The 13295-nt window shown below is 48.3% G+C and carries 20 protein-coding genes; 10 read left to right on the top strand and 10 right to left on the bottom strand.

Annotated features, from left to right (window positions below; all coding sequences use genetic code 11):
• Window positions 1–89 precede the first annotated feature (89 nt).
• The gene (locus tag GKG36_RS14580; protein ID WP_173012924.1) at window positions 90–323 is read left to right on the top strand and encodes a hypothetical protein; all 234 of its coding nucleotides are present in this window, start codon (window positions 90–92) and stop codon (window positions 321–323) included.
• A gap of 286 nt (window positions 324–609) precedes the next feature.
• Here the strand turns inward: GKG36_RS14580 and GKG36_RS07610 are convergent, their stop codons facing one another.
• Both GKG36_RS07610 and GKG36_RS07605 read right to left on the bottom strand, forming a co-directional pair.
• On the bottom strand, window positions 610–981 hold the full coding sequence (locus GKG36_RS07610) for a PBECR2 nuclease fold domain-containing protein (RefSeq protein ID WP_154260037.1): 372 nt from the start codon (window positions 979–981) through the stop codon (window positions 610–612).
• Between the two features lie 22 nt (window positions 982–1003).
• On the bottom strand, window positions 1004–1276 hold the full coding sequence (locus GKG36_RS07605; RefSeq protein ID WP_154260036.1) for a plasmid partition protein ParG: 273 nt from the start codon (window positions 1274–1276) through the stop codon (window positions 1004–1006).
• A gap of 346 nt (window positions 1277–1622) precedes the next feature.
• Between GKG36_RS07605 and GKG36_RS07600 the strand changes: the two genes are divergently transcribed.
• Both GKG36_RS07600 and GKG36_RS07595 read left to right on the top strand, forming a co-directional pair.
• The gene (locus GKG36_RS07600) at window positions 1623–1949 is read left to right on the top strand and encodes a hypothetical protein (RefSeq protein WP_154260034.1); all 327 of its coding nucleotides are present in this window, start codon (window positions 1623–1625) and stop codon (window positions 1947–1949) included.
• 64 nt (window positions 1950–2013) lie between these two features.
• Window positions 2014–2211, top strand: coding sequence for a hypothetical protein (locus GKG36_RS07595; RefSeq protein WP_055188573.1), 198 nt, complete (start codon window positions 2014–2016; stop codon window positions 2209–2211).
• A gap of 77 nt (window positions 2212–2288) precedes the next feature.
• Here GKG36_RS07595 and GKG36_RS07590 read toward each other — a convergent pair whose 3' ends face one another.
• The 7 genes from GKG36_RS07590 to GKG36_RS07560 form a co-directional block, all read right to left on the bottom strand.
• Window positions 2289–2621, bottom strand: coding sequence for a hypothetical protein (locus GKG36_RS07590; RefSeq protein ID WP_055188572.1), 333 nt, complete (start codon window positions 2619–2621; stop codon window positions 2289–2291).
• On the bottom strand, window positions 2618–3529 hold the full coding sequence (locus GKG36_RS07585) for a sigma-70 family RNA polymerase sigma factor (RefSeq protein ID WP_173012923.1): 912 nt from the start codon (window positions 3527–3529) through the stop codon (window positions 2618–2620). Before GKG36_RS07585 ends, GKG36_RS07590 begins: the two co-directional genes overlap by 4 nt.
• Window positions 3530–3609: 80 nt before the next feature.
• The gene (locus tag GKG36_RS07580; protein ID WP_154260031.1) at window positions 3610–3885 is read right to left on the bottom strand and encodes a hypothetical protein; all 276 of its coding nucleotides are present in this window, start codon (window positions 3883–3885) and stop codon (window positions 3610–3612) included.
• Window positions 3886–4166: 281 nt separating this feature from the next.
• Window positions 4167–4496 carry a hypothetical protein gene (locus GKG36_RS07575; protein ID WP_154260029.1) on the bottom strand — a complete coding sequence of 110 codons (330 nt, stop codon included), beginning with the start codon at window positions 4494–4496 and terminating at the stop codon, window positions 4167–4169.
• Window positions 4497–4513: 17 nt separating this feature from the next.
• Window positions 4514–4867, bottom strand: coding sequence for a hypothetical protein (locus GKG36_RS07570; protein WP_154260027.1), 354 nt, complete (start codon window positions 4865–4867; stop codon window positions 4514–4516).
• 6 nt (window positions 4868–4873) lie between these two features.
• Window positions 4874–5110, bottom strand: coding sequence for a helix-turn-helix domain-containing protein (locus GKG36_RS07565; RefSeq protein WP_154260025.1), 237 nt, complete (start codon window positions 5108–5110; stop codon window positions 4874–4876).
• A gap of 3 nt (window positions 5111–5113) precedes the next feature.
• Window positions 5114–5320, bottom strand: coding sequence for a helix-turn-helix domain-containing protein (locus GKG36_RS07560; protein ID WP_154260023.1), 207 nt, complete (start codon window positions 5318–5320; stop codon window positions 5114–5116).
• Window positions 5321–5459: 139 nt separating this feature from the next.
• Between GKG36_RS07560 and GKG36_RS07555 the strand changes: the two genes are divergently transcribed.
• Together GKG36_RS07555 and GKG36_RS07550 are read left to right on the top strand one after the other, a co-directional pair.
• Complete coding sequence (locus GKG36_RS07555; RefSeq protein WP_154260021.1) at window positions 5460–6071, top strand: helix-turn-helix domain-containing protein; 612 nt, start codon at window positions 5460–5462, stop codon at window positions 6069–6071.
• A 65-nt stretch (window positions 6072–6136) separates the two neighbouring features.
• Window positions 6137–7564, top strand: a complete 1428-nt coding sequence (locus GKG36_RS07550; protein ID WP_154260019.1) for a tyrosine-type recombinase/integrase — start codon at window positions 6137–6139, stop codon at window positions 7562–7564.
• A 409-nt stretch (window positions 7565–7973) separates the two neighbouring features.
• Here the strand turns inward: GKG36_RS07550 and GKG36_RS07545 are convergent, their stop codons facing one another.
• Window positions 7974–8192, bottom strand: a complete 219-nt coding sequence (locus GKG36_RS07545; RefSeq protein ID WP_242961842.1) for a hypothetical protein — start codon at window positions 8190–8192, stop codon at window positions 7974–7976.
• A gap of 284 nt (window positions 8193–8476) precedes the next feature.
• Here GKG36_RS07545 and GKG36_RS07540 point away from each other — a divergent pair, with 284 nt between their 5' ends.
• The 5 genes from GKG36_RS07540 (at window position 8477) to GKG36_RS07520 (ending at window position 13279) form a co-directional block, all read left to right on the top strand.
• Window positions 8477–10009 (top strand): class I SAM-dependent DNA methyltransferase, encoded by a 1533-nt coding sequence (locus tag GKG36_RS07540; RefSeq protein ID WP_154260165.1) that lies wholly within the window; start codon window positions 8477–8479, stop codon window positions 10007–10009.
• Entirely contained in the window at window positions 10006–11175 is a 1170-nt protein-coding gene (locus GKG36_RS07535) for a restriction endonuclease subunit S (RefSeq protein ID WP_154260018.1), read from the top strand. The genes GKG36_RS07540 and GKG36_RS07535 overlap by 4 nt, the downstream gene beginning before the upstream one ends.
• A gap of 73 nt (window positions 11176–11248) precedes the next feature.
• Window positions 11249–11431 carry a hypothetical protein gene (locus GKG36_RS07530; RefSeq protein ID WP_154260016.1) on the top strand — a complete coding sequence of 61 codons (183 nt, stop codon included), beginning with the start codon at window positions 11249–11251 and terminating at the stop codon, window positions 11429–11431.
• Between the two features lie 4 nt (window positions 11432–11435).
• Window positions 11436–12602: an ATP-binding protein gene (locus GKG36_RS07525; protein ID WP_173012922.1), complete on the top strand. Its 1167-nt coding sequence runs from the start codon at window positions 11436–11438 to the stop codon at window positions 12600–12602.
• Window positions 12602–13279 carry an HNH endonuclease gene (locus GKG36_RS07520; protein WP_049935323.1) on the top strand — a complete coding sequence of 226 codons (678 nt, stop codon included), beginning with the start codon at window positions 12602–12604 and terminating at the stop codon, window positions 13277–13279. The genes GKG36_RS07525 and GKG36_RS07520 overlap by 1 nt, the downstream gene beginning before the upstream one ends.
• Window positions 13280–13295: the final 16 nt, after the last annotated feature.

The raw sequence follows: 13295 nt of genomic DNA, 5'->3' as shown, positions 1-13295 counted from the left end.
AATGCACCTCTTTTCCTGCTGGTCGGTTTGTGCCGTTCTCTGTGTGCCTGCATTAAACCATGAGGCGGGCCATTTTGCAAGAGGGCTGAATGTGGGCTTCGGTGCAGCGGGATGCAGCATTGATGATCGGGAATCTGTTCGGTTATTCGGAACAGCGTGGAATCTCTTTGCATCTGGTGCCATGGAGTGCCGCCCTGTGCCATGGGATGCCGTATCTTGCACCGGGCTTTCCCGGCGGAATATGGACAGATGGAGCAGCTTTTCGCAAGATTGAACATTCAGTGAAATCTTGTCATCTTGGAAATGAACAAGAATGTCGCTAAAACTTGAATATCTTCCGTAGAAAACAGCCATTTGAGCGATTTCCGACCCGGAAAAGGTACAAAAAACCCATAATGACACCAAACCAGCGCATTTCCGGTGCGGAAATATTCTAAAAGCAAAAGGCCGCTGCATCTCTGCAACGGCCTCTTTCTGTTCGAGAATCAGGCGGGGTGACGCTTCCCGCATCTCCTAACGATGGGTGACGGCTGCCTGTTCCGTCCTCTGGTTCTCTTTGCAATTCTATTATACCAGAACACGAGAAAATGTCAATTCGTGTTGGTTCGTTTAGTATTGCTTTAATGTGCCTTTTTCAATGAAGTTTAGAACGCGGTTTGTGTTCAGGCGGTAGACCGACCGGGCAAAGAGCTGACCCCGCGCGGAGACCCGGACAGCGACCTTGACAAAGACGCTGTTAACCTGCACTTCCTTGACATACTCAATAGAGCCGTCCTTTGCATTCAGGGCCACATAGTCCGGCGCGGCCAGAATCAGCGGGATATACTCCCCATAAAGGGCAAAATCCGCCGGGTGGCGGCTGACCATGTGGGCTACATTGGATTCACCGAGTAAGATACTCTGCCCCTCTGTCATGGACAGCCCCAGCAGGTCAATAACACGCTGGCACAGTATACCTACCTGTTTGGCGTGGTCTGGCATTGTTCAACATCCTTTCCCAGCCTTACAGCCCTTTGATGCTTTCCAGCAGGGCGGCCCGCCGGGCTTCTGTATCATCGTCCGGGGCATTCCGGGCGGCGTGGGGCTGTTCCGGCGCGGGGTGTTCGTCTAAAAAGGTTTTCACGGCCTGCTGCAAAACCGCATTGGACGTTGTCCCCTGTGCAGCACAAGCGGCCTTGAACTGCTCCGCCGTCTCCCGCTTGACCTTGCAGGCCAGAACGACCATGTTTTCTTTGTCCCATTTGGCATTGGCTCTTTTTCTTGCCTCAGTAACCATTTCTTTCACTCCTGTTCTGTAAACAGTATATCACAAAATCAGAACGGTTAACAGTACAAATATACACAGAAATACACTGTAAACCTTGTCAAATCTGTCAATAGACTTGTACGGTAAACAGTACTATAATAGAATCACAGCAAGGGAGCACGACCGGAAGGCAAGGGGCGAAAGATGTACCGGGAGCGCAAGAGCAGAACGCCAGCTAAGACAGTAACCCACTCCCGCCGCTGTATATGAAAAATGACCCGGTGAGAGCTACCAACTACAACACCGAGCCAAACCCAACAACAGGGTCAAGCCCAGTATAGCAGGGCTGGCCCGCAATGTAAAGTGAGGTCATCATATGAAGTACAATCTTTCTGAAATCATGCACAAGGCATGGAAGCTGTACCGCAAGGGCGTGGGCAGCTTTGCTGAAGCCCTGCACAGGGCATGGAACAGCGCAAAGGCCGCCCCGGTCAATGCCCAGCGCATTGAGAAAGCCCAGCAGACCGCAGGCGTGGCCGAGCAGGTGAACACATGGACAGGATGGAAAACCGCCGGGTTTGAAGTCCTGCACGGTGCAAAGGCTCTGTTTCAAGTGGTTCTCATCCACAGCAGCAAGGGGGACAGCCAGACTTACCGCGCATCATTCTTTGGGGCATCTCAAGTGAAGCCCCTGAACGCCTGAATTGAACCGCTGACCCGGCGGCGCAGAGAAAGCCCGCCGGGGATATTTTGAAAGGTGATATAAAATGCGTACTTATGATGATTATGTCGAGAGCCGACAAGAGATGCCCGACATTGCAAAGGCAGAAGATGCTCTATCGGCATTGCTCAAGCGGATTGATAACAGCGAATTAAGGGATGCTATCGACCGTGCAGCGGGTCATGTGGCATATCTTAGGGAAAAATCCGCATTTGAGGCCGGACAAAAGGCCGAATGCTTATAACAAAAAGCCGGGAGTGAATTTTCACCATTCCCGGCTTTTAATACGTCGGCCGCCTAAAACGGTCGGCGTTTTTATGTTCAGGTGCTCGTATCATTCCAGTTTATACCGTCCGTTCCAAATGCCAGCACTAGCAACCTATCGATTGCGTGTGCGGTAATGGCATCATAATTGGGGCGGTCCCGATTTATGTGAAGCATTTTACAGATTTTCTGCGTAGATAGCCTTTCAGCGGCGATATACCGCAAGATGATTAAATTGTGATACCGTTTTTCCTGCTCATTGTGGGCAATGTTTCGGCTTGTTTCAAGAATGCGGTCAATAAACAGCCGTTTCCAATCGACAGCCGGTATAGTATGGTAGTTTTCAAGAACCTCTGTAAACCATTCCTTGCGCATTTCGTAAGACGTCATAATGCTAAGAGCTCCTTTTCCTTATTCGACAATTCAAGCCGTTTTAAGGCATTCAGGTCTTGTTTTATAAGAGAATCTGCCCGCCTTTTCCCGCTCTCGCTGGAAGAAAACTCCGCAAGAGCCTTTCCGTATTTTCCGGTGCGAATAGAGCGAAAAGCAGCCTCTTTCCAGTTGTACAATGTTTGAGGGGTAGTATGGTATTCTTCTGCCAACTGTCGAAAGGTTCGACCGTTAAAGTAATGCCGTACGATAAGAGAACACTGTTCGCCGGGAATATCGGCGAGGGCTTCAAACAAAATCCGGTGTAGCTCTTTGTGCCATTCTTGAGATATTACAGTATTTTCCATATCGGTATCACTGCTCAAGAAATCCAACAAAGAAGCGTCTGAATCTTCGCCACTGCACTCTATTCCAGCTTCAATGCTAGTTGTTTTCATACGGTGAAAGGCTGCCATAGTCCCGGCTATAATAGAATCGGACAGTCCCAACTCACGGAGCGCGGCTTCTATACTCACTTTCCGGCTGAGTGTGTTTTCTAGTTGCTGCTGCTTTTTCAGGCATTCACGAAAACGACGCTTCATAAAGGCCGGGACGCGAATTGTATAGCCGTTGCGCTCATAGTACCGGCATATCTCCCACTTTATGCGTTTTGCAACATATGTTGAAAATTTTATGTCTGCCGCCGGGTCGTATGTATAAATAGCCGCATGAAAGCCGAAAAAAGACTGCTGTTCCATATCATCAAACCCGGGCTCGCCTGCGTTCAGCCCTGTTACATTGTGGACGATTGTTTTTACAAGCCCACAGTTCTGGACCCACAGATTTTCTATAAGTCGCGTTGATTCTGCCGCCCCACGCTCGAGAGCCTGAATCTTTTTCACCTGTTCTTCATTGGTAAGTGCGTCCACAGTGTTTGGTGTCAAGGTAACAATCCCTTTCTGTCTGCCGAAATCGGTGTACTTTTGGTACACTCTTGGTATACGATGGACTATCCTTGTTTTGGCTGCCCAAAGATACGGATATAGTTTTCGGTGAAAATCCCGGCGGGGTGTTCATCCATGAAAGTTTTCGCATCAGACTTTGAAAGGACTTTTACAGTAATCGTGTCCGCAGCATCATTTTCTACTACGAAAAACCTACCATTCGGGCTTTGATATAGAGTTGCGCTGTGGAAAAAATCCTCACGCCTACACAGAGGCGTTGACTTGTCAACAGTGTAGGAATAGCCGCCAATAAAAAACACATTCTTCTTGCTGTCAGCCATTGTCGTTCCCTTTCTGATATGAAACAGTTGTATACTCTTGTCCTACTTTTGTATAACCGCTTTTTTCAAATTTTGGCTGGGTCAAATTGACCCAGTACAAGCACTGTATGTGTGTCATTTTGGCCCAGTGCAAAGCCATTTTCTACGGTCGCACTGCGTCAAATTGGCCCAGTGTGATGACGATAATACGTTATTTGACATTTTTGCACACTGGGTCATTTTGACCCAGATATACTATATATAGCCATCCATTGACAAAAATAAATAAGAAGATAAAGAGGTCACTCAAGGGTGTCTATATCGAATGCGGTTTCTTGTCCCTCGCATTCCTCAAGAGCTGTGCGGACTGTTTTCAGTTTTCGAGCACTCGAACGGCTGCGCGAAAGTTCTCGACGGTAAAAGCGCAAAAGTTCTTGACGCCCTTTTTCGCCGGGAGATGGTCGGAAATATCCGCCGGGACGATGTGTTGAAGAAAGACAGAACGAGCCCTCTTGCAGTTCTTTTGATATTCTAGCGCGGCATTCGCGCACAGATAGGCCGAGTTTTGCACTGAGAGCTTTTGCTGAGATAGCGTTTTCTTCTCCCACGGGGAGAATATCGAAAATCTTCATAACGGTGCTCCTTTTGTTCAAGGGGGATTGTACCAATCAAAACAGAATGAATAATCGTTTGCGGTGCGGGTAGTTTTACCGCTTCTGTTCAGTTGGATAAATCCGGCGTCTATCAGCTCTTGCAAGTAACGCTGAAATGATTTTCGCGGGATGCCGTATTTTTCTGCTTTAGATGCGGGAATTTGAAAGTTGATTCGTCCGGCCGCTTCCATGGAACAACAAACGTATAGTTTGAATGCGCCCGGGCTCAAGGCTTTGAATCGTTCGTTGTGTAAAAGCGTATCGCCAATTTGAACGAACCGTGTCTCTCTGCAATCAGGAGCGGCGGACATCCAGCGGGGAAGCGGTCTCGCGCTTTGCTTTCGTGCCATCCATAACTACCCCCACTGCCGCCGGATTCCGTGGGCGGTCTGGCCGGGCTCAGCCGGGACCGGGTCGCCCTGCTCAAAGTACCGGGCTAGGCTGTCCAGATTCACGAGCCACATATGCCCGGCATTTACATACCTGATTTTGCCCTCTTTGCACAGTCGGCGGATGTAGACCGGGGACAGGCCGTAAATTTCAGCAGCCTTTTTGACTGTTCCCATATTGGGATAACGGATAGTGTCGCCCATGTGTCAACTCTCCTTTCTATCTTCCAGCAGGCTTTCCAATGAAACGCCTAAAGCCTGCGCGACACGTCTTGCACTGTTGACGTTGCAGCTCTTGCCGCCGCGCATGGCTGTAATAGTCACACGGGACACGAGTGCTTTTTCTGCTAATTCCTTAATATGTATGTTCTGCCGGGCCATTTCGGCAATCAGTTTGACACGGTCAACTCTCATAGTATCATTATCCTTTCTTTATCGTATGCTAACAATATAACATTAGCAAAAGAGTATGTCAAGGCGAAAACATTATCTTATGCTTCATTTCTGCTAAAAATTATGCTATACTGATTTCAGAAAAGGGGGATGTTTGGCAATGACGACCGGCGAAAGAATCAGGCAGGCTCGAAAGAGTGCGGGCATGACACAGGCAGAACTTGCACATAAATTGGGGATTTCTGCGGCTGGTATTGCCCAGTGGGAAAATGATTTGCGGAATCCTAAAATTGAAACTTTAAGAAAGCTCGCGGATGCCTTGGGGGTTACGCCCGGTTATTTGCTTTACGGTGACACAGACCCGGTGCAGCGTTCTCTTTTTGATGCAGAGGATACAGCCAAAGCACTGAAAGGGGAGCTGCAAAAATCGCTTGAAACAGGAAAAATAACCCCGGCATTAACTAACGGCAAGGCCGCAAAGGCACTTTCTGTCCTTGAAAATCAAATGTGGACCGCCGTAGACGAGATAGGAAAAGAATCCGGAAGCGCACTTTTGCAGTTGTTCCGTTTTTTGCCGCCCGACTTGCGGGATATTGTCGTTTACTATGAGGAACTGAATGCAGACGGTCAGCGTGTTGCAAGAGAAAGAATTGAGGAACTTACTCAAATTTATAAATATCAGCGAGAGGAAAAACATCCACCAGAGAACGCACAGGATGCACAGGACGCCGCCGGGGATGCTCCCAAAGATACAGACCACAAGAACAGCTAAAGCCGCCCGGCGGGGCTTCTCTGCCGCTGTCAGCGTGGGCGCAGTCCCACAGAAAGTGTAACCACATGGCAAAGATAACAAAGCGGGTGAAGAAAGACGGCTCCTGCTCCTACTGCATCCGGGTTTCTAACGGCTATGATCGGCAAGGCCGTCAAGTGCTGGTAAACCGCACCTATACACCCCCACCGGGCATGACCGGGAAGAAGTTGGAAAGAGAGCTGAAACGGCAGGCGGACGCATTCGAACAGGAAGTGCGCAACGGTATTTCTCTTGAAGCATCTATGAAGATGGATGATCTGATAGAGCGGTGGTTCACCGAATATGCAGAAAAGAAGCTCAAGGCCAAGACGGTTTACAACTATCGGCGGCTTGTGCCGCGTATCTCCGCCGGGCTGGGTCAACTCAAGGTCTGCCAAGTCAAACCCTCGCACCTCATGGCCTTTTACTCGAACTTAGAGGAACAGGGTGTGCGAGAAGATAGCACCTATACCGCAACGCCTGCCCTGCTGGAACTGCTGCCGCACGGTAAGCGGGGCGAGATTGCAAAAGCGGCAGGCATTGGGGAAGATACCATGCGGAACGTGCACAGGGGCGCGAACGTGAGCCAGAGCACGGCGGAAAAGGTTTCCCGGGTCGCTGGGCTTCCCCTCTCCAAGGCGTTCACAGAGCACGCCAAGGACGGCGGCAGGCTCAACGGGAACACGGTGCAGCACTATCACCGGATGTTGTCCAGCGTGTTCACAAAGGCGGTACAGTGGGGGCTTGTACCAGAAAACCCCTGCAAGCGGGCAGAGGCACCCAAGGCCGAAGAGATAGACGTGCAGGCCCTCGAAGAATTGGACGTTGCCAAGCTGCTGAATGCCTTGCAGGATGCACCCACACAATTCAGTGTCATTACACAGCTTGCCTTGTTCACGGGCGCACGGCGCGGCGAGATTTGCGGTCTGCGCTGGTCTGACGTGGATTTAGATGCGGGTACGATTTCCATTGAACGCACCTTGCAATACATCCCGGGCAAAGGCACGGTGTTCACCTCGCCCAAAACAAAACGCTCCCGGCGGTGCATCAAGATGGGCGCGGACTGTGTGCAGCTCTTGCAGGAATACCGCAAACACCAAAAGGCAGAGCGGTTCAAAATTGGTTCCGAGTGGGTGCGCAAGGTGGAAATAGAGGGTAAGACGGTGGAAAACGACCTGCTGTTTACCAAATGGAACGGCGCACCCATCGACCCCAAGACGGTAACAACATGGTTCCCGGGTTTTCTGGCGGCGCATGACCTGCCGCCCGTACACTTTCACAGCCTACGGCATACCAACGCCAGCTTGCTGATAGCGGCCCATGTTCCCGTTACGGCGGTTTCTGGCCGTTTGGGTCACGCCAAGACCAGCACCACCACCGATATTTACGCCGGGTTCATCCGTTCGGCGGATGCAGCAGCGGCGGACGCTCTAACGGATGTGTTCACCCGGATTCGGGACGAGAACCACGCATGACCGGGAAACAAAAATACAGCCCACAGGGGGCGGGGATGATTCCGCCGGGCCTGTGGGCTGCTTCTCTTTCTGTTCATTGTGGGGTGTTCTCTTGAAAGTGCCTTATTTGTGCCTTATCCACCGAAAAAGGTCGGGTGCGAAGATGCACGACCAAGCATAAAAACGACGATGATTCTATATAAAAACACACGGCGAAAAACGACCAAATCCTAGAGCGGCCATTCTTTTAATCAGAGGGCCAGGGATTCGAGTTCCCTCGAGCGCACCAAAATCCCACGAAGAATCGTAAGATTCCTCGTGGGATTTTCTTTTTGTACGCCAGTTGCACGGTCTCTGCACGGTCCGCATTTTTCGTGTCAGATGGAGTAAGTCTGTGAATTACTCTGCAATTCGTGCTATTTTTTGCAATTCAGGTCAGCAGAGCCAAGCGGAGCTGTGCTTTTACGGCAGGGTCTGCGTCCTTCAGAAGCTCCAAAAGTGCCGACACGGAGATGGCCGGTTCTGCTTCAACCGGGGCAGCCTGCACAGGTGTTGTTCCCTGTACGGCTTTCACATCACCGCCGGAGATCATCAGTTGGTAAGCAGAGCGCAGGCTGCGCGATGGAATCGCTGAATAGCACAAAAGCATGTTGGAGTCCAGATGTAAAGAAAAAACGGCAAAGCAGGTAAAATTCACTTTACCGTTTTATAGCAATTCAACTTCTTCATGTAACAGCAACAGCGTTGAATTGCATATCGCAAATTGCTGTTTTAACGTTCCACTACTTTCTTGCCTTGCGATCAAGAAAGCACTTCCGCTAAACACTCTACGTTGAAAATGCAATCGTACACTGCTATAATAAAATTGTGATATTATCACCAAAAAATCAAGATGAAAAGCGTTTGCGATTGGCAAACATTCAGGAGGAACGCATGGTAACAGGAGCCATTAAAAATAAGGTAGACAAGATCTGGACGGACATTTGGGCAGGCGGCATCACCAATCCGCTGACCGTCATTGAACAGCTGACCTATCTCATGTTCATCCGGTCACTGGACGAGAAAGAGCTTGCCACCGAAGATTTTGAGAACATGGCGGGCGAAAAGATGGAGCATATCTTCCCGGCCAGCGCGGCAGGACAGTCTATGCGGTGGAGCCGCTTCAAGGATAAAGATTCCCGCGAGATTTTCCTGACCATGCAGCAGCGGGTGTTCCCTGCCATCAAAAAGATGAAATATGGCCGTCTGCCGGACTTTGACGCAAACGGTGAGCTGGTGGAGATCGCAGACGACCCCACCCGCCCGGATGAGGGCAACACCGCCTTTGCGCGGTACATGGACGATGCCCTGTTCCTGATTCCCACGCCGCAGGTGCTGCAAAAGATCATCACCGGGCTGGAGGATCTTTACACCCACGACATTGCCGACCTTGATATGCAGGGCGACCTGTACGAGTATATGCTGGGCAAGCTGGCAACGGCGGGTCGGAACGGCCAGTTCCGCACGCCTCTGCATATCATTGATATGATGGTGGAGCTGGTGCAGCCCACGCCGGACGATTTCATCTGTGACCCGGCCTGCGGTACGGCAGGTTTTCTGGTGTCCAGCGCAAAATATGTTCGCAAGTACTATGGGGACGATATGACTCCGGAACAGTGGCAGCATTTTGCCGGCCCGATGTTCACCGGCTTTGACATGGACCGCACCATGCTGCGCATTTCGGCCATGAATCTGATGCTCCACTCCATCACGAACCCGGAGATCGACTACAAGGACAGCGTGTCGAAGCAAAACTCCATTTGCAGCAAGTATACCGTCTGCCTTGCAAACCCGCCGTTCAAGGGCACTGTGGATGCCGAGAGCATCAACGACGACCTGAAAGCCGTCACCAACACCAAAAAGACAGAATTGCTTTTCCTTGCGCTCTTCCTGCGGATGCTCAAAACCGGCGGACGCTGCGCCTGCATCGTGCCGGACGGCGTGCTGTTCGGTTCCAGCAAGGCGCACCAGAGCATCCGAAAAGAACTGATTGAAAACCACCAGCTGCAGGCGGTCATCTCCATGCCCTCCGGCGTGTTCAAGCCCTACGCAGGCGTGTCCACAGCGGTGCTGGTGTTTACCAAGACCGGCGCGGGCGGCACCGATAAGGTGTGGTTCTACGATATGAAAGCCGACGGCTTTTCGCTGGACGACAAGCGCACCGAGGTGAAGGAAAACGACATCCCGGACATCATCGCCCGGTTCCATAACCTCGATGCCGAAACTGACCGCAAGCGCACCGAGCAGAGCTTCTTTGTGCCCAAAGCGGAGATTGCCGCCAATGGGTACGATTTGTCCATCAATAAGTACAAAGAGACCGAGTATGTGCCGGTGGAGTATCCCTCGACTACGGAGATCCTTGCCGACCTGCATGAGCTGGAAATGGAGATCACCAAGGGTCTGGCAGAGTTGGAGGAGATGGTATGATGGCGAAGTTGGGAGAGGTTTGTACTATTGTATCTGGTTCGACACCAAAAACATCTGTTACGTCCTACTGGGATGGCAACATCAAATGGATAACACCTGCTGAATTGAACGAAGATACTTTTTACATTATGGATTCAGTTCGGCACATTACTGAAGAGGGAAAAGAAAAAACAGGATTGTCTTATCTGCCGGCAGGAACAGTCATTTTATCTTCTCGCGCGCCGATTGGCAAAACCGCAATTGCCGGTTGTGAAATGTGTTGCAATCAGGGATTCAAGAACCTTATTTGCTCAGATGCGATTTATAATGAATACCTCTATTTTTTCTTGAAATCAAAAACAGACTATCTCAATTCGTTGGGACGTGGTGCGACTTTTAAAGAAATTTCTAAATCCATCGTTGAAAGCATTGAAATCCCGTTACCTGAAGTAAACCAGCAGAAAGAAATTGCAGAAAAATTCAAGAAGTTAGAGCAGTTGATTTCTCTCCGTAAGCAGCAGCTTGCCAAACTGGACGAGCTGGTAAAGGCACGGTTTGTGGAGATGTTTGGAGATTTAGCAAGTCCAGCGTGTCCATGGAAGAAAGAAAAGATAGTAAACATATGTGCCGATCAAGATGATATTAAGTGTGGCCCATTTGGAACACAGTTAAGTAAAGATGAATACCAGTCCACAGGCGTTGCTGTATGGGAAATTCCTCAAATCAACAGCAACTTTCTCTTAAAGCCAACACATTTTATTACCGCAGAAAAAGCTTTACAGCTTGAGTCGTATTCTATTATTCCTGGTGATATTGCCATGTCTCGAAAGGGCAATGTGGGACGTTGCGCTGTATTTCCTGAAAACTTAAAAAATGGCATTATTCATTCCGATGTATTGAGAATTCGCATTGATAAGAAGAGAGCCGTCCCAACCTTTATGATGCACCAACTACATAATAGTAACTTTATCAAACACCAAATTGAATTAGTGAGTTCGGGTGCAATCATGGCCGGAATAAATGTTACAAAGTTAAAAGAAATAGAAGTGCATCTGCCGCCGCTTACCCTGCAAAACGAATTTGCCGCCTTTGTAGAGCGTGTAGACCAGCAGAAGCAGACCGTACAGCAAAGCCTTGAAAAGCTGGAACTGATGAGAAAGGCGCTGATGCAGGAATATTTTGGGTAAAAGGGTGTGCAGCAGCGGATTTTAGCGGTATAATAACGTTAAACAGAACATTTTACCACGAAAGGAGCATACGATGATGACTTTTGAAGAAGAAAGAGACTACAATAATGCAAAGTTTGATGCAATCAAGGCAAAGAACTCGATTCAAAAGCTGAAACCTGAGCTTCGGGAGCAACTGCTAAAAGAACTGGTTGGAGCAGAAGCGTATGCTGCAATGTGGCAGACATTTAAGCAATTATGCAACGGTCAGAGGTGATATTATGGAACATTTTATTACAAGTGTCCACATCAATGAGGTTCGACATCTAAAAGACATTGAAATCAAACTGAACCCTGAAAAGCGTCAGCATCTTATCCTGACTGGTAAAAATGGCTCCGGTAAAACTTCAGTATTGCAGGCGATGAAAGATTATCTGCAGGCAATCGATGATGGGGTCTATCAGAAATTGTGTATTCGGAGATCCTATAAATCGAATGATAAGCTTTCTGAACTTGAAAAAATTGTTGCCGAAACATTTGCAAAGTATAATTCTGGAGTAGAAGTAGACGTTTCAAATGTAGTAGGCTTAGACCGTTTATATAGTCAGGGAGAATTTGTAACTGCTTACTTTCCGGCAGACAGAAAGACAGTGATTCATCGCGCAAAGGGAGTTCAAGATGTAAAACTAGAAAATCAATACAGTTTGGATGATACACCAGAAAATATTTTGCTGAAATATATGGTTCATCTCAAAACTCAACAGGCATATGCAAAGAATGAAAATGATTTAAGTGTCGAGAAGAAAATCGCGGAATGGTTTTCCCGCTTCGAAAATGCGCTAAAAGTATTATTGAGCGATGACAGCATCCGATTGATATATGACTATAAAAACTATAATTTTCTAATTGAACAGAAAGGTCGAAATCCATATAGTTTGGATGAACTTTCTGATGGCTATTCTGCAATCATCGGTATTGTCGCAGACCTAATCCTCCGTATGGACCGCAACTGGTTGCTGAAAGGCGAACTGAGCCAGTACGATGTGGAAGGCATTGTGCTGATTGATGAGCTGGAAACGCATCTTCATGTGGAACTTCAGAGGAAAATCCTGCCCTTCCTGACAGAGTTCTTCCCACGCATCCAGTTTATCATTACAACACATTCCGCCTATATCCTGAACTCCATCAGCAATGCCTGCATTTATGATTTAGAAAAGCAGGTTCGTTTTACAGATTTTTCTTCCTATTCCGTTGATGATATTGCAGAAGGCTATCTGGATGCAACAGCTTTTTCTGATGAGTTACAAAAGAAAGCAAAGCGATATCAGGAGCTTTATGGGCGGACGGACCTTTCCGATGACGAACGCGCAGAACGCGCAGACTTACGAATGGAATTGAAAGATGCGGAAGATGTCCTTTCCAAGATTGAGGGGAAGAAGGTGCTCTAATGGTCAAATTCGAACGACCTGACAGCTCCGAAGCCCATGTAGCAATCGAATCCTTGAAACGAGAAAAACGCAAAGGTAGCGGAAAGTATAATACCAACGAAGTGAATAAAGCACTTGGATTGATGTTTGCACATAAATGCTACCTTTGTGAGAAGAAAGATTTGGACAATCTCCAAATAGAACATCTCGTTCCACATCGTGGAAACCGAGATTTGATGTTCGATTGGGAAAATCTGTTTTTATCTTGCAATCATTGCAACAATATAAAAAACGATAAGTTCACACCGATTCTGGATTGTACAAAAGTTGCAGTTGATAAGAAAATTGCATTTCGTCGGCATAGTGAACCGTTTATGCCAGATAAATTAGAAATTACTGCATTAGAAGACGACGTTGAAACCCGAAACACGGTGGCACTCCTTAACGAAGTATATTATGGCTCGACTGCACAGAAAATCGAAGAGGCCAAAATCATCCGAAAGCAGCTGTCAAAAGAACTGAATGCATTCGAAGAATGTGTAACGGATTACAATGCAGCTGACGGGGAAGACAAAAAAGATTTAGAGCTGTCCATTATGATGAAATTAAAGTGGAATGCTCCCTTTGCTGCATTTAAGCGCTGGATGATTCGTGATGCCAGTGATAAATTTCCAGAATTACTGAAATACTGCCAATAATCATCCTACATAAAGG

This window comes from Faecalibacterium sp. BIOML-A1, from assembly GCF_009679715.1.
Lineage (GTDB): Bacteria > Bacillota > Clostridia > Oscillospirales > Ruminococcaceae > Faecalibacterium > Faecalibacterium taiwanense.
This window is presented reverse-complemented; position numbering and strand designations above follow the sequence as displayed.